Genomic DNA, 17,113 nt, shown 5'->3' on the forward strand with positions numbered 1-17,113 from the left:
ACGAGTAATGGATACCGATAACACAGATCTTAATAAAACGCTGACTGCCTGGTGGCAGTACAATCAAGATCTCTACACTCTATTCAGTAATAACCTGCTCAAAGAAAACCCCGTTCAACAAGCCCTGAATGAGCAAAGTGCCCGGGATTTTGGTGTCTGGTTGAACGAAATAGCGAAGCAGCCAGAAACCTTTGTTCAGCATCAGTTTGACTGGTGGCAGGAACAACTCAAAATCATGCAACAAACCTGGGGCCAGAGCTTCGACACTGAGCAACCAGATGTCATTGAAACAGAGCGCGGAGACCGTCGCTTTAAAGCCGACGAATGGCGTGACAACCCTTGGTTTAACTACATCAAGCAAAGCTATTTGCTGTTTGGTCAGTCTCTGCTGTCTTCTATCCGAGAAACACCGGGACTGGATGACAAGCTCAAAGAGCGCCTGGAGTTTTTTGCCCGTCAGGTGGTGAACTCAATCTCCCCCAGCAACTTTATTTCAACCAACCCTGAACTGCTAAAGCTGACCCTGGATTCCAAAGGTGAAAACCTCATCAAAGGCCTGGAGATGTTTAAGAAAGACCTGGCCAAAAGTGGTGATATGCTGCGTATCAGCATGACCGACGAGCACGCTTTTGAGTTAGGTAAAGACATTGCCACTACACCAGGACGCGTGGTATTTCAGAACCATCTGTTCGAATTGATCCAGTACGAAGCAACCACAAAAGACGTGTATAAAACACCGTTGCTGGTCGTGCCGCCTTATGTCAACAAGTACTACATTCTGGATTTGAAGCAGCAGAATTCGCTGGTCAAATGGTCTGTCGATCAGGGTCATACCGTGTTTATGATCTCGTGGAAAAACCCGGATGCCAGCATGGCCGACATCGGGTTTGAAGATTACGTGGTCGATGGCGTCATTGCCGCCCTGGATGCGATTGAAAAGCAAACTGGCGAAGCCTATGTAAATGCGGTCGGCTATTGTATTGCAGGCACGCTGGTCACCACCGCCATGGCGTACTTTGTCTCAAAACGCATGAAGCACCGCATCAAGAGTGCAACCTTGTTAACCACCCTGCTGGATTTCTCACAGCCCGGCGAAATTGGCGTTTTTGTCAATGAGCCCACCATTTCTGCGCTGGAGAAATACAATTTGCAAAACGGCATCATGCATGGCCACCTGCTGGGTGTGTCTTTCAGCATGCTGCGCGAAAACAGCCTGTACTGGAATTACTACGTTAATAATTACCTCAAAGGTGAGGCGCCGATGGACCTGGATCTGTTGTACTGGAACGGCGACAGCACCAACCTCACTGCAAAATGCCATAACTTTATGCTGCGCGACCTGTATCTGGAAAACCGCCTGGTACAGCCTCGCGAGATTGAAGTAAGAGGGACCAAAATCGACCTCAGCAAAGTGAAACAACCGGTGTACATGTTATCGACCCGGGATGACCACATTGCCCTATGGCAGGCTACTTTCCAGGGCATTCAGCACACCAGCGCCAAAACCACTTTTGTACTGGGTGAGTCTGGCCACATTGCTGGCGTGATCAACCCACCCGCGGCCGAAAAATATGGTTTCTGGTATGGCCCTGACGCGACCGGCGACGCCAATGCCTGGCTCGACAAAGCCAAGCATGAGAGTGGCTCGTGGTGGCCACACTGGGGCAAGTGGCTAAGCCAGTATGTGGATGAAAAAATCCCCAAACGCGCCACCAGCAACAAAGCAAACCCGGGCATTTACGCCGCTCCAGGTGAATACGTGAAAGTTAAAATCTAACCGACATCAGGGCTGCCAATTGGCAGCCTTTATTTTTGTCTGAGCAACTCTCTGTGTCCGCCAGACATCATATGCAAGCCACTCAAACGCACCGCCTGTTTACTTAATCGTGGAAAATCCTGCCGTAATTTATAACTGTGATAAAGATTACTATAAATACTGCTGCGAGACAGTTTGTCGAGCTGACCGAGAAACTCCTTGGCACTGTGTGCTTGTCCCTCAGACGCCTGTGCTCGGCAGCATGCCTGATAGCGCTTTAGCAAGCTAACAAGCGTGAGCCCTGGGTCTTTTTGCCGCAGTGCCAGCTCCGCTTCAATGAAAAACGCAGTGCCACTCCAGTAAACGCGTGCATGAGCGCGCAGCCGCCACATGTCTTCACTCACCCGGGCAAGTGGCCCCGGCGTTTCCCAGGTGCCCAGCCGACCCCGCTCCAGACCGGCCATGATCCGCTGTACATACTCATCTGCATTGATCACCCCGCCATGGAGCATAATGACGTTTTGCAAATAGGTAGCCAGTCCCTCTGCGAGCCAGAAATCCGGATAATCGAGCAAAGGATGATATAAATGGGCCAGTTCATGATACAAAGTCCAGTCGCTGATCAGCTGCTGCGGTGTGGCAAACTGGCTGACGTGCAGCTCTATGCCATCCACCTCAGCGCGGTTAACCGCGCCCCAAGGCACAGGCTCACTACTCAAATACACGCTCTTTAACTTCACCGGCAGATGGGATTGCGCCAAGGGCCCCAGGGTCTGCTCTGTCACTTTTATGCCCTGGTTCAGCCAATCTTTTACAATGGCTTGGCGCTTGTCATCCAGCGCTTGTATACCCTGATAAACCAACTCGGTGGCAAAGGCGTTTGAGCACAGTAATAGTGCAGCTATCAATCCCCGCATAATGTCTCCCGTTGGCGTCTTCCTTTCACCATACCACATACTGCGTGTTTGTCGTGGGCTGAACCTGGGTATTTTACTTATAGTGTTGGGCCCCACTCTATGCAGTGAAAAGTTCACTCGTTAAGAGCAAAATTTCTTGTTAGACACAGCTGTCAATTGCTCGTTTAATGCGCCCCATAACCTATACTCATTTAAATTCATTTTTTACTCGTTAAGGAACGTTAATGACAGATTTGATCTCTTCTGAGCAGGCACGTGAATGCTACAACGTGCGCCACTGGAGCCAGGGCTTCTTTGGTATCAATGATCAGGGAGAGGTAACCGCCATGCCGACAGTAGATAACCCGGGGCACGCAGTTACTTTGACACACATTGCCGCGCAGATTAAAGCGCAGGGCTATGGCTTACCCGCTTTAGTGCGGTTCCCACAGATCCTTGAGCAACGCGTCAATGACATCTGTCAGGCGTTTAATACCGCAATTGCAGACTACCAGTATCCCAAAGACTATCTGCTGGTTTACCCGATCAAAGTGAACCAGCAACGGGAAGTGGTTGAAGGGCTTATAGCCAGTCAGGACGGTAAAGAGAAAAAGCAACTGGGCCTTGAAGCAGGCAGCAAAGCCGAGCTATTGACTGTGCTGGCGTTGAGCGAAAAAACCAGTGCCGTGATCGTCTGTAATGGCTACAAAGACCGCGAATATATTCGTCTGGCGCTGATCGGCGAAAAGCTCGGCCATCGGGTGTATATCGTGCTCGAAAAACGCTCCGAGCTGGATCTGGTGCTGGCCGAAGCCAAAGCACTGAATGTCACGCCAAGACTGGGCCTGCGTGTTCGTCTGGCGTCGCAGGGCAAAGGTAAGTGGCAGGCAAGCGGCGGTGAAAAGTCTAAGTTTGGCTTGTCCGCTTCTCAGGTGTTAACTGTGATCGAGCAGCTAAAACAAGCAGACATGCTGAGCGCATTGCAACTGGTGCATTTTCACCTGGGGTCGCAAATGGCCAACATTCGGGATGTACGTTTAGGCGTAAGCGAAGCGGCACGCTTTTACTGCGAGCTGCGCAGACTGGGCGCTAACCTGATCAACCTGGACGTGGGCGGTGGCCTGGCGGTGGACTATGACGGTACACGCAGCCAGTCGCATAACTCAATGAATTACAGCCTGGCTGAGTACGCCAACAATGTGGTGTACACCATAGGTGATACTTGTCAGCAGTATAACCAGCCAATGCCGACCATTATTTCGGAATCGGGCCGGGCGCTGACGGCACATCATGCGGTGTTAATCACCGATGTCGTAGGCACTGAAAGCTACCAGCCGGAGCAGCTGAGCGCGGTTGCCAGCGATGCCCCGCAGCTGCTACGTAATATGTGGCGTTCGTGGCAGGCACTGAGCGAGCAAAGCGACGACAGAGCCCTGATTGAGCTCTATCACGATACACAGTGCGACCTGGCGGAAGTGCACGGACAATTTGCCATGGGCTTGTTGTCGCTGGAGCAACGCGCCTGGGCTGAGCAGGTAAACTTGCGTATTTGCTACGAATTGCAGCAAAGAATGGACAACAAAAACCGTTTTCATCGTCCGATCATCGATGAGCTGGGCACCAAACTGGCCGACAAGTTCTTTGTGAACTTCTCCTTGTTCCAGTCACTGCCCGATGCCTGGGGCATAGATCAGGTGTTTCCTGTGCTGCCGCTGAGCGGTCTGACACAGGCGCCGAAAAAGCGTGCGGTGCTGCTCGACATCACCTGCGACTCTGATGGTGCGGTGGATCATTATGTCGATGGTCAGGGCATTGAAAGCACCCTGCCTGTGCCTGAATACACGGCGGATTCGCCCTACTTGCTGGGCTTCTTCCTGGTCGGTGCATATCAGGAGATCCTGGGCGACATGCACAACCTGTTTGGCGACACCCACAGTGTGGTGGCCCGGGTGGATGCGCAGGGTCAGCTGCAAATGGACGAGGTCGACGCAGGCGACAGCGTGGCAGATATGATGCGTTACGTACATCTGGACGTAGCGGCATTTAAAGAGAATTTTATTGCCCAGGTGAATACCCGACTGGAAGAGGCCGATCGGGCCATGTGCCTGAGTGAACTGGCGTCGGGCCTGGAAGGCTACACCTATCTGGAGGAGTGCTAAGTGAAGCAGTTGTTCGACCATTGCGATCACTCGTTATACTCAAACGGCATGACGTTTTTGCGTCAGCCCATGGTGCGCGACATCGCCCATATTGAGTCCGACGTGGTGGTATTGGGGTTACCATTTGACTTAGCCACCTCAGGACGCCCTGGTGCCCGCCTGGGCCCGGATGCGATCCGTCGCGCCTCGGTCCACTTAGCCTGGGAAGGTAAACGCTACCCCTGGCACTTTGCTTTATGGGACAAAATTAGCCTGCACGATGCCGGCGACTTTACTTATCCGGTGGGGGATCCGGAATACTTTACCGCGCAGCTGGAGTTGGCGGCAGAGCAGATCCTCCATCAGGGTAAAGCCTTACTTGGACTGGGCGGCGACCACTTCGTCACCCTGCCCTTGTTACGGGCACACCAGAAGATACATGGCAAAATGGCCTTAGTGCATTTTGATGCCCATACCGATACCTACAGTCAGGGCTCGCGTTATGACCATGGCACTATGTTTTTTCATGCCCCCAGAGAAGGGCTGATCTGTCCGGATCACTCCATTCAGCTGGGGATCCGTACTGAGTTCGAGCAAAGTAATCATGGCTTTGCCGTGGTCGATGCGATGCAGGCCAATGATATGGATGCCCACACCATTGCCGAGCAGATCAAGGCCCGAGTCGGCGACCTGCCGGTCTATCTGACCTTTGATATCGACTGCCTGGACCCAGCCTTTGCGCCTGGCACCGGCACGCCGGTGTGTGGTGGCCTGAGCAGCGACAAAGTGCTGAAGATCCTGCGCGCACTGCAAGGGATTAATATCGTTGGCATGGATGTGGTGGAAGTCTCGCCCTCATACGATCAGAGCGAGCTGACGTCTATCGCCGCGGCCACCATCGCTTACGAATTGCTCCATTTGTGGGCCATTCGTCACAAATAATTTAAAGCGCCTGCGGGCGCTTTTTTGTTGCTATCACTTACCTTCATCAATATGAGCATGCCAATACCGACCTTGGCTATCGAATTAGTAAAATGAAAGCAGCAAACACATTGCCCTACAAAACACAGCAATGATAGGGTATAGTCAAATCCGTGGTTAAAATAGATACATATTTGGTGTTTAAATTGAGCGAAGTTTAAGCATTAAAATAAACTTATCTTTATGATATTGAAGGAGCAATCATTGGCCAAAAACCGCCCACTTATCATCGCTGGTTGTTTGAGCTTTCTGGCATCACTGTTTCACCTGCTGTGTATCTGGGGAGGTCCGGATTGGTATCTTGTGATGGGCGCAGGGCAGGCAATGGCGGACATGGCCGCAGCGGGTGATCTTTACCCTACGCTGATCACTTCCTTTATTGCGGTCATGCTTGCAATTTGGGGTGTGTATGCGTTGTCTGGTGCCGGTATCATCATACGACTGCCGTTTTTAAAAACCGCTCTGATACTCATCACCAGTATTTATTTGCTACGTGGAATCGCAGGGTTATTTGCTCCCTTTGCGAGCACATCTGCAGCGATACAGCAAAACTCTACCACCTTCTGGCTGGTGAGCTCGCTCATTTGTTGTGCTTATGGGGCCTGCTACTTGTTGGGCACCATCAAGCTATGGGGTGAAAATACTCACCCCTGAAACGCGGTACTTTGTTGCTTTTAACACAAAACTTCCGTGCAAAAAAACACCCAAACCATGCCTTTTTCGTATCCTCTTTTTTTCCTATCACTGCTAACTTATTTCGGTGCTTTTGGCGAGTTCGTTCAGGGAACAGCCTTTAGCAAGGAAGCAAAATGATGTGTCGTGCCCTGCAACAGACAGAATAAACAAACGCACATCTACTGCGAAAAAATGGATGAAGTCTCTTTGGTCAATTGGAATGGTCAAGCTTATGAAAACACCTCTTTATGCAACCCTCTGTGCCGGGGCGATGGCGCTCGGTTTATCACTTCCTCTGCTGGCAGCAAGCAGCGACAACGCCAACTCCGGCGTGGGGATTAATCTCACTGGTATTAATTACTGGTCAAGTCAATGGACGACGCTGGATGTGATGAAGCATGCCTCTAACGGCAGCGGCCAGCTGTGGGCCACCAGCAATGCCCATACCTGGGAATTTAACACCGGCGATCAGGCACTACTGGATTTGGACGAGCAAGGTTGGCCCCGCACTTTACCTGCGGATTCGCCCGACTCGCCTTTTCACTATGTCACCACCATTATTTATCACGATAACCCGCACCATCCGGTTGGCGAGTTTGTGATCTTGTACGAAGGTGAAGGTGAGCTCTATTACTCGGGCCCGGAACTTATCAGCTCAGCGCCCGGGCGCGACGTGGTGCGCATGACTGCAAATAGTTTTTTCCATTTGCAGATCCATGCCACCGACCCAAACAAGACCGGCAATCATATTCGCAACATTCGCATTATTGCCCCAGGCGGTAGTTGCAGTGACGCCGCGACGGATTACGCCGCCAGTGCGGCGGACTGTGCCAGCCCTGAACAGTTTGTGTCGTTCGAGCACAGCTATCAGGAACGGATATTCCATCCGCTCTTTTTGGATGATATGCGCAAGTTCCGTACTTTGCGTTTTATGCAGCTGCTGAGCACCATAGACAACCCGGTTCAGCACTGGGCGCAGAGAAACCAATACGATTACGCCAGCTGGGCCCTCAATGGTGGCAGCCCCTATGAAGTGGCCATTGCCATGAGTAACAAGCTGGAGGCCGAGCCGTGGTACACACTCCCGGTTCGGGTGGACGATGACTATATCCGCCAGTTTGCCCGATTGCTAAAAACGCACAGCGAGGGGGATTCTGCGATTTATGTGGAGTTTGGTAACGAGCTGTGGAACAACGCCTGGCCGTATATTTTCGACGGCCTGTATCTCGAGGAGCAAGGTAAAGCCCTGTGGCCCAACACCAGTTACCACGATATTGAATATCGCATGAACTACTACGGGCTGCGCAGCACGCAGATGTGCGACATCATTAAAACAGAGTTTGCCGAGGAAGCACAGCGCATACAATGCGTGATGGGCGGCCAAACGGGCGTGCCCTGGATCAGCGAGCAGGCACTGAACTGCCCGATTCACGCAGCGGGCGTCGGCCAGCGCTGTGCCGACAACATGGATGTACTGGCGGTGGGCAGCTACTTTGCCGGTTACTTTGCCGACCAAAAATATCTGCCCATTTTACAGGACTGGGCCAGTGAAGGGGCCGAAGGTCTTAACAAGCTGTTTGAGGAAATGGACTCGGGCGTACTGTATGGTTTGACCTATAACCCCGATGAGCCACCCTGGTGGCAGGCACCTGAGCATGGCGCACTGGCACAGGCCAGAGATAACATTCAGGGCAACCTGGCACTGGCCGAGCAAGATGGCCTGATGCTGGCAGCCTATGAAGGCGGACAGCATCTTACCTATGCCGGAGATATTCGCGATGGCCGCGATACCATCAGCGAAGCCTTGTTCCTGAGTGCCAACCGCGATCCGCGCATGGCTTCCGCGTTTACCAACCACCTCAATGACTGGCAGGCGTCTGGCGGAGGACTCTACGTGGTGTTTGAAAGCATCGGCCGGTGGGACAGTTGGGGCGCATTTCCGCTCAAGGAGTATCAGACCCAGGCCCGTGCGCAGGCACATAAATACGATGCCGTACTGAGCTTTATTGAGCAGACGCCCTGCTGGTGGACTGGCTGCGAGCAAAACGCACAAAGTAGTGGTAATACCGATAGCTTGCCAGCAAGTGAAGACTCGCCTCAGGCCGCGATGTTGAAGCTGAGCTCGTCAGCCTTGTTTGACAGCAATGGCGTTGGCCTGAGATGGGAGTTCAATCATGTTGCCGCGATACCGGTGAAGTTTCAGGTTTATCGCGATGCGCAACTGATCTGGCATACCACCGCCAACAACTACGAAGATCACTGGCTCCCGCTTAATCAGGACTACCAGTACCAGGTTCGTGCTGTACACAGCGAAACGGGCACAGTGATAGCAGAGGCAAGCCTGAATACCAAAGCCGGTGACAGCGAACCACCCACTGCCCCCGCTCAGTTCAGTGTGCAGTCGGATGGCGCTTATGGCGCAACATTGCAATGGCAACCCAGCGCAGATAATCAGGGCATCCGCTTTTACAAGATTATCCGCAACGGTCAGCCCTATACCCTGAGTGATACAGCCCACTTTGACGACCCCTGGCCACCCAAAGGGGAAGTCAGCTATCAGGTTATCGCCATTGACCTGGCCGGCAATCAGTCCGATGCCTCGCCTGTCGGCACCTTGCTGATCCATTAGTCTATTTTGGTTGCCAGCCTCAGCTGGCAACCAATGCCAACTGGCAAAGCCTCATTTATCACGCTTTAGGTGCCGTAAACCAGCCACACATGCCGACACAAGCCACCTAAAACATGCCTTATTGATTGATTTGTCATCAGTCTGACATTTTTTTAAATTTTTTGCTAAAGAAGTCGCACAGCCGGACGATACACTAATCATGGCAGGCAGCGACTATCTCTTCCATCGCCATGACTTTAAAAGCTTTATCAACTTATACCCCAAGATAGTGCTAATCGATACGGCTCGTTCCTGGTTTTTTGGCTTTGAACGAGCAATCCCTTTTTTGATACCAAAACAGCCATCAATACAAACAATAACTTGTGGTTCCGGGCAATAATCACGCTTTGTCGTATAAATGGGCGTCTTCCATCAGCTGTGCCAAAAGGTTATTAACGAACTGATTATCGAGCCTGCCCAGTGAATCATGTAATTGCGCCAATCTCTGATCCCTTTCACTAACAGCCGGGTTGGTTCTCTGCTCATCTGACTTATTTAGTACTTGTTGTGAGGCGCCGACTTCGGAGGCTTCGTTTTGCTGCGCTTTTCTTGGGTTGTATACAGCATACAGTGTGCCGTTGCGCTGTTTGGCTTGCACTTTGCGCTGATGTGCAAGTTCAAATGCCAAAGAGTTTAACTCTTTCAATGACTGGGGTGTTACATCCATACTCATATAGGCATCGCCCAGCGCTCGCTTATCCTGCTCGTTGAGAAACGACGTGATATCACCAACCGCTGCGTTGACGTCGCCCTCTCGGAGGGGCTTAATTTTCAGAGATTCTGCAACATCTAAAGTCATTTCTTCCAGAGTCTTATCATTGACCACTAATTCCGGATACTGCTGCGTCCTAGCACTGTTGAGTGACTGACGCACAATATCTAGCCTTTGCTCATAAGCCATATACTTAGGAGGTACAGCCTCTTGAAGGTTCTGCACTGTGTGAGACATTAAGCTCTGAATGTCATGGGCAGTGCTACTTAGCGTTGAGGTGGAGCCCTGGTTAACAGCAGATCCTGAAGGGTATGCTCCAGACACTGTTGTCTGCGCCGGTTTGCTCATTGCCTGGTTTGTCGTTACGGGTTTGTCTGGTTTAGACGAGTTGATATTTAGCATCCTTGACCTCCCTGGATACTTAATGAGTGCTTTTTGGAATATACACTGAGTGCAGTATGAGCATTTTAATATTTAAATTCAACGACAAACAAACGATAACAGCCATCATAACTAGCCTATAAAAATGCCTCCCTGCTGCACGCCAATTTGAGAGTAGGTGTTACCCTTAGGTTCCATTGCCACACGAAAATGTGCACCGTACGCAGCGGGAAATGCAGTGATAGTACCGGATATCCGTCAAGCTGATTTGGTTCTTACGTACTGTAGCCATCGCTTTATGTCCTCAAGCGTAGCTGGCCTGCCAGAAGTATGCCAATAATGGAGTGGGTGTCATCCTTAGATTTCCTATTCTTAACCCTATGTAGAGTATGTTGTGACAGGCAGTTACACAAAATTGGTTACAGCCTCTACCCCAGAGAAAACAATGCCGCTCACCTTAAGTGAACGGCATTACCCATCCGAAGTGCTTTTTAAGCCAACAGCGTTATGGGCCATCGCTGCACCTTAGAATAGGGTGAAAACCTTGATCATTAAACTTTACCCCTGAAGGGTGGGTCCTGCCCGCATACTGGCTATTGATTGGCTTCCTTCCATTAATAAGCGGGATATTGTCTGCACTCTTTGTAACATTAAGTCAGCTTTCTCAAAGCCTCTTTAGCTCTGCTCAGAAGAGTCAATTCATCAAGATCTTCATCACCACGTAAATCAGGGTCGCCGCAATATGCGTCTACATCAGAAAACAAGTCATTTAGCACATCATAGATATCATCAGGAATTTCTCTTGATTCATTCTTGAACATATCCATGTACGACGCCTCGAATTGACCTGCTGTTACCTCACCAACTACAAACTGGGTCACTAGTAGAATATATGGTTCTAGCCACTCAATAGAGCTCATAACTTACCGTCCTGAAGAACATGCTGTAGCTGCTGTGGGTTAAGTTTCCATCCACTTAAGAAGCTACCATCCGGCTTTTGAATTACCGTTAAACCGGATTTGGGATCTGTGTGGAATGTAACACTGTTTCCCCTATAGCTCCCCTGTATTTCTTTAGTTCCAGAAGAGTTCAAGTGCTTCTGAATTGCTTGATTATATTTCTGAGCGTTCACTTTGCTAAAGTTACCTTCCACTCCAAAGTCTTTAGCATGTTTGAACTTCTTCTGCAACTGTTTACCAGTAGCGGGGGCAACCTTGCTAAAGGTTGCACTGTTTGTAACATCGTTACCAAAACCCTTTTTCCTGTTCTTTGACTTAGCAACAGAAACAGCAGCATCGTAGGCCTCTTTGATTTCTCCATCCGTGAACTCAGTGCCAACTAACAGATCTATCGACGCACCTAGCTTTTCAGCACCAGATTTAGAGCTATCACGAAATACCGTATTCAGGTCATCAACGATGCTAACTGCTTCATCTATTCCCGCTTGTTTAACATCATCCTTGGTAATTTTTCCGGTCTTTTTGTAAACAGCATAAAGCTTCTTGGTGGTCTTCGCCGCCGCAATAACCGCCCTTAAAACCCGCCCATCGGGGTCAATGAAATTTTGCGGGTTGTTACCTGCATAACTATAGGCTGAAAAATGCTGAGGTTCAGTAAAACGCTCATCCACCGCAAAGAGCGGATCTGGTGAAATAAACTGGCCATGAACACTGCTTAGATAGCGCTGTTCAAAGTAGCCCAGCGCGGATATTTCATCAAACTCTTTGCCGGTAAAGCGGTACGGGGTGATGCTATCATTGCCCAGACTCAGGGTTTGATTGCCATAGGGGTCATAGTTTACCGCACTGGTAACACGTGCTCCGGCGTCCAGGCTCAGCTCAGTTGAGGCTAGGTGATTCGTCAGATAGAGCTGCTCAGCCTGATAGGCCCCGGTCCCCTGACGCGACAGCGCAATACGCTTGCCATTAAGGGTGACATATTTGTACAGCTGGCCATGTCTGAACTCAATGTCCCGGTCGACATAAACAACCGTGTTGGTCAGCCCGTCGGCAGCCTTGCTGTATTTGTACAGGCGCAGATTGTCATGGTCATAGCCAAACGCAAGCGTACCGGCATCCGCTGAGACCGATGTCAGACGGTTCTTTCTGTCCCACTGGTAATGAGTAGACCCATCGGTGATTCGGTTACCTGCTGCGTCGTAACTCAGTGCGGTATCCGCACCTTGTGCACTTACCTGAGTCAGTGCATTCGGCCCACCTGGCTCACCGGCGCTGCGTCCCAGGCGCTGCCACGCTGTTTTATCATGTAAGCCACCTCCATAAGCATAGTCTGTGTGGTCGCCACCTTGGGTTAGCCCTGCCAGTGTTTTTGCAGACAGAATCGATTGCTGACTTGCTTGCAAGCGGTTGCCAATCAGATCGTAGCGGTAACGATACTGGGTGCCACCTAACTGGCTATGGATAAGCCGGTACCAGTCGTCATACTCGAACGTTGCCGATGTATTTAGCCCGGCAATCACACTCGAAGACACCCCCAGATGCTGTGCAATTTGCGCTAAAGAGCCCGCGTCTCTCAGGTCGTCAATTTGAGTCAGATTAGATGCGTTGTCATAGTGGTAACGCATGTCCTGATAGCTCAGGTTGCCTTTGGTGCTGCTCAGCCCTGTGAGTCGGAGCTGTGAGTCATACTGGTAGGCACGCTCAACCCCGTTACTCAGTACATAACGTTCAGGCAAACCCGACGCTGAGTAGGTAAATTCAGCAGCAACCCCTGGCACCTCACTGACCAGCCCGCGAATATTATAGCGGTAGGTTAGTCGGGTATTGTCCGGGTAAATGTAAGCACTCAGGCGATTAACCGCATCGTACTCAAAACCAATTTGGTAGTTCTGAACCGCCTTTGACGGCAGAATGATCTGCTTGTTGATTTGTGCAACCTTGCCACGCTGAGTATAGCTATAGGTTTGATTGCCTGCGCTATGAGTGACGGACTTCAGACGACCTGCATAAGCATGACTAGCCGGGTAATAAGCAAATTGCGTGTGGGGTTCAAGCTGTGCAATATTGACCTCTGGCGACCAGCTTGTTCCTTTAGGGAGCGCTTGCTGAGGCAAATAGTAGCTGGCCAGCTGGCGACCCAGACCATCTTGCTTATAAGCAACTGGCAAACCACGGGCATCCATTGTTGCCAGCAGCTGATCGGCCTTATACGCATACCATTTCTGACCACGGTTCGGGTCATTCACGTAAGTTAAGCGTCCCTGCTGATCGTACGCCATGGAGCGCACATTGCCCTGTGGGTCGGTGTACTTGGTTAGTCCACCCAACAAGTTGTAATCATACTGAGTTTGCCAGGTGTTTAGCGAAGACAACTGACCATCAGAGGATACTGCTACGGTCTCATCAACGTAGCGCAAACGCCCGCCGGAGAAATCAAACCCGTCATAAGTCAGGCGTGTCGCTGCCCCAAAGTGAGGGCTGGTAGGGTCGCTTTGCTCTGCATCCAGGTGTAACTCAGATAACGGAGAGTAAGTGACCGATGCAAAAGCCTTACTGCCGGAGCCATTGTTATAACTGTATTCCTGACGTATCACCCGACCCAACGCATCGTAATGGAATCGATCAGAAGCCGTAACTTGCTCCAGCTGATAACCATGACCCGTGGCAAAGTAAGGCAGGTAATTCGCAACGGGCAGACCCCGTTCGTTGTAGTCAACCCGTTCACTGACAATCACCTGACCGGCTCGCTCGCTGTCTGAGCGGACCATCATTTTACGGCTCATACCATCAAGATAAGTGGTGCTGCGGCGATACTGTGCATCAGCTACTTTTTGCTTGGTGATCACTGTATTGTGGTCACTCAGGCCAATGCTGTATGAAAATTCAGAGGTCGGTGAAGTCAGGCTGTCGCCCGCTTTTACGACTTTGGTCAGGCGGCCTAACCCGTCATATTCAAAATACGATTTTTGCTTATCATAATGCTGGTATTCAGTGATCACGCCCAGGCCAAAGTCATAATCCGCTTTGGCGATAAGCGTATCGGTGCCGGTATGCAAATCGACCTGTGTAACATAGGTATTCAGAGTTGAGTCATAGCTCAGGTTCGTTGCATGTCCGGGCTCCTTACCCCACATTGCGCCGTACACGGCCGTAACCTGACCATACTGGTTATACTTTTGTCTCTTTACATCAACAAAGCCGGTTGGGCTGCTTGTATCATACCAATGACGAACTTGTGTCAGCAGACCTTTGCTGAGACTGCCCTGTTGACCGGCAAAGCTTTCATCGTCGTAAAACCATTGCTGCTTAGAAACCAGGTTACCCGCCAGGTCGGTGATCACCGTCTGAGTGGGCAAAGACACTATGCCGTTATGTTGAGACTCCCCAAGCTGAGCGGTAAAGTCATTGCGAATAATACGTGCATCTTGCCACTGACCATCTTGTCGTCCCGATTGCTCAATGTAACGCGCGTTACCATAGTTGTCGTACTCATATTTTTCATAAAGTACGATGGGCTGTGCACTGCTGTTCTCAATGATTTCCTTGCTCGATTGCACCAGCGCAGCAAATTGCACTGAGCGCTCATCGTTCACGCCCTGATGCCAGACGCGTGGCTCATACGTAAAGCGTTGTATGTCGAATACGCCGTCCTCACTTTGACGGGTAAGCTGTGTTAAAGTGCCAGCAAGCACTTCATGTGTTTCACCCACATCAAAGGTTTGCAAGGTTTCCAGTGCACGCTGGTTAGCGCTGTTCGGTGTTGTGGTAACAACCTGTTTAAAACCCCGGAAAGCCTTATCTGGCGCAAAGTAATAACTATCCTGATAGCTAAACTGCTGAACAGAGGTGATACCCGTTGTTTTGTCATTGGTTGAAATTTGCGACAGTACGGGCATAGATACCGGGCTGCTTGTTTGCCACGGCTTACCAGCCTGCTGCGCCTGATACATATATTGTGCAATTGACTGATAACTCAGATCAGTCACCAGCCCCATTCCGTTGTCTACTTTGGTCAGTACATTGGCAGGCTCAGAGCCAAACAGATCGGCAAACAGCACCTTATTACCAAAGCTAGGTAAATGCCAAATGACATCGGTACTGCCATTACCATTGACATCGGCAAGATGGATACCGTCAACGCCCGATAAATGAGGTGAATCTACATTGTATTGCTGAGAGAACGTCGCAGTGGTCGCGTTCTGAGTGCTCACCCCTTTGTTTAACCAAATTCGGGCCCGCGCGCCAAATGCGAATACCACATCGGCTCTGCCATCTGCGTTCATATCCGTAAACTGCACATTTTCCACATTAGGAATTTGTAACGTATTACTAAAGGTGACAGGATCTGCAAAGCCATCGAGTCCGCGGCTTGGGAAATATCGGATTCGGCCATGAAACAAGGCAACCAGATCGGGCAAACCGTCTCCGTTCATGTCTGCAAATTTGATGTTGCTATCAGCAAATTCATAGGCTGCCGTTTGGCTGTGCATAGGCACATTGATTGGATCACTCCAGCCGCTTTGCAGGTTCAACTGTGCAATATGACGATAAACGCGTCCCCGGTTGGCGTGGGCATACAAAATATCCGTTCGTTTATCATTATTGATGTCAATGAGTATCGTGTTGGGGTTATCCAGCTGGTAACGCAGACCATCCAGTCTGTGCGTGGTCTCCCACTCATTCGACTCAGTCAGTTGCTGGACTAACGTATCGCGACTGCGACCTATCAGCAGATCGGTTTTACCATCGCCTGTCATATCCGCAAGATGGATGTTTTTTAAACTAAGACGGTAACTGGATGGCTTTAACATCCTTGCCGGTGCTTGCCACACAGGCTTGCCTTCGCTATCAGAGCCGGCGTTGATCCAGTAAGCGTGATTTCTCAGTCCGGTGTTGAGTACGTCAGTCAGGCCATCGCGGTTCATATCCACGAAGCTAATGTCTGAGCCACTAAAGGGGATCCCGGAGGCACTGTCAAGCTGCTGTGCTTCGTAGTGTCCGGCATATTCGCCGTACTCAAAACTAACGCTCGGCTGACGAATGAGCTTGTCACCAGAGAAGGCTGTAAATGATTTCAGACGAGACTGCGGGTGCCAGTCCGTCGCGCTATGGTAGGTAAGCTCATAATGAGAAATGGCTTTTTCCTGAACCTTAGACGTAATCCCCTTCAGGCGATAGTTCATCACGACAGCAAAGCCGGGTTTGTAATTCACAACCGCGTCACTGCGGCGCTCATACTCCAAAGCGACAATCACATTGCCATCGCTGTAACTTATTTCAATCGGATAAACGGTGTTACTGTTGTCCAGCTTTTGATAGGTGATTTCCAGGCTATTGCCTGCAGAATCGGTGATCTTATCCAGATGCCAGGCAAAAGTCTGGCTATTACCTCTGACTTGTGCAGCGCTGCTACTACCAAAATGCCAAACACTGCCATCCGGAAGTTGTGCCTGCCAGCCCGTCGAGGAAAGTGTATAAATTGTCGGATCACCGGATAACTCCGCCTGATAACGTTGCCCCCCAATGTGAACCAACTCAGACCCGTCCGATAATACAAAGCGCTGAGTGGCAGTACTGTAATCAGGTAACCCCTTGTCAGTTTGATGCTGAATGACAGGAATTGACAGCTGATGTCCGATACCCACCAGCCCGTTGCCGAACCCAGAGTTGTAGTTAATACTCAATTGGGGGCTGAGCGTGCCCCGAGCAGCTGGTAAAGTGATGGGTAATGAGAACCCTCCACTGCCCATGTTTCCGCTGGCAGAATAAAGCTCCCCCAAGCCAAATTGGCTACCGGGTCCAACCGGTAAGCTAATATGTGTTTGTTGCAGTGCCGAATTGTCTATCGCATGGCCATAATAAGACGCACTCAACAAAGACAAGCTTACAAGAAGCAGCTTGTTTCTTAGTTTCATAATAAGTCCTGTTATTTTTTTGGAGAAAGATG

9 protein-coding genes are annotated in these 17,113 nt (G+C 50.5%); 5 read left to right on the top strand and 4 right to left on the bottom strand.

Annotated elements, in window-relative coordinates:
• Positions 1-7 precede the first annotated feature (7 nt).
• Positions 8-1,777 carry a class I poly(R)-hydroxyalkanoic acid synthase gene (phaC, locus tag TW77_RS18390; RefSeq protein WP_046006441.1) on the top strand — a complete coding sequence of 590 codons (1,770 nt, stop codon included), beginning with the start codon at positions 8-10 and terminating at the stop codon, positions 1,775-1,777.
• Positions 1,778-1,806: 29 nt separating this feature from the next.
• Here phaC and TW77_RS18395 read toward each other — a convergent pair whose 3' ends face one another.
• Positions 1,807-2,673, bottom strand: coding sequence for a hypothetical protein (locus tag TW77_RS18395; protein WP_046006442.1), 867 nt, complete (start codon positions 2,671-2,673; stop codon positions 1,807-1,809).
• A gap of 224 nt (positions 2,674-2,897) precedes the next feature.
• On the opposite strand from TW77_RS18395, the gene speA reads away from it, so the two are divergent.
• From speA to TW77_RS18415, 4 genes are all read left to right on the top strand, one after another.
• On the top strand, positions 2,898-4,811 hold the full coding sequence (gene speA / locus TW77_RS18400; protein WP_046006443.1) for a biosynthetic arginine decarboxylase: 1,914 nt from the start codon (positions 2,898-2,900) through the stop codon (positions 4,809-4,811).
• Entirely contained in the window at positions 4,812-5,732 is a 921-nt protein-coding gene (gene speB, locus TW77_RS18405) for an agmatinase (RefSeq protein ID WP_082078973.1), read from the top strand.
• 243 nt (positions 5,733-5,975) lie between these two features.
• A complete protein-coding gene (locus TW77_RS18410; protein WP_046006444.1) occupies positions 5,976-6,425 on the top strand; it encodes a hypothetical protein in 450 nt (149 codons plus the stop codon).
• Positions 6,426-6,678: 253 nt separating this feature from the next.
• Positions 6,679-9,075, top strand: coding sequence for a hypothetical protein (locus TW77_RS18415; protein WP_046006445.1), 2,397 nt, complete (start codon positions 6,679-6,681; stop codon positions 9,073-9,075).
• 379 nt (positions 9,076-9,454) lie between these two features.
• Here the strand turns inward: TW77_RS18415 and TW77_RS18420 are convergent, their stop codons facing one another.
• The 3 genes from TW77_RS18420 to TW77_RS18430 form a co-directional block, all read right to left on the bottom strand.
• Complete coding sequence (locus TW77_RS18420; RefSeq protein WP_046006446.1) at positions 9,455-10,228, bottom strand: hypothetical protein; 774 nt, start codon at positions 10,226-10,228, stop codon at positions 9,455-9,457.
• A 629-nt stretch (positions 10,229-10,857) separates the two neighbouring features.
• Positions 10,858-11,127 (bottom strand): colicin immunity domain-containing protein, encoded by a 270-nt coding sequence (locus tag TW77_RS18425; RefSeq protein ID WP_046006447.1) that lies wholly within the window; start codon positions 11,125-11,127, stop codon positions 10,858-10,860.
• The gene (locus TW77_RS18430) at positions 11,124-17,081 is read right to left on the bottom strand and encodes a toxin TcdB middle/N-terminal domain-containing protein (protein ID WP_046006448.1); all 5,958 of its coding nucleotides are present in this window, start codon (positions 17,079-17,081) and stop codon (positions 11,124-11,126) included. The genes TW77_RS18425 and TW77_RS18430 overlap by 4 nt, the downstream gene beginning before the upstream one ends.
• Between the last annotated feature and the right edge of the window lie 32 nt (positions 17,082-17,113).

The organism is Pseudoalteromonas rubra (genome assembly GCF_000967655.1).
In the GTDB taxonomy this organism is placed as follows: Bacteria; Pseudomonadota; Gammaproteobacteria; order Enterobacterales; family Alteromonadaceae; genus Pseudoalteromonas; species Pseudoalteromonas rubra_A.

Bases quoted from the DNA above. Each gene is read 5' to 3' on its own strand.
- TW77_RS18430 (WP_046006448.1), bottom strand. From the start codon at position 17,081: ATGAAACTAAGAAACAAGCTGCTTCTTGTAAGCTTGTCTTTGTTGAGT.
- TW77_RS18425 (WP_046006447.1), bottom strand. From the start codon at position 11,127: ATGAGCTCTATTGAGTGGCTAGAACCATATATTCTACTAGTGACCCAG.
- phaC (WP_046006441.1), top strand. From the start codon at position 8: ATGGATACCGATAACACAGATCTTAATAAAACGCTGACTGCCTGGTGG.
- TW77_RS18420 (WP_046006446.1), bottom strand. From the start codon at position 10,228: ATGCTAAATATCAACTCGTCTAAACCAGACAAACCCGTAACGACAAAC.
- TW77_RS18395 (WP_046006442.1), bottom strand. From the start codon at position 2,673: ATGCGGGGATTGATAGCTGCACTATTACTGTGCTCAAACGCCTTTGCC.
- TW77_RS18415 (WP_046006445.1), top strand. From the start codon at position 6,679: ATGAAAACACCTCTTTATGCAACCCTCTGTGCCGGGGCGATGGCGCTC.
- speA (WP_046006443.1), top strand. From the start codon at position 2,898: ATGACAGATTTGATCTCTTCTGAGCAGGCACGTGAATGCTACAACGTG.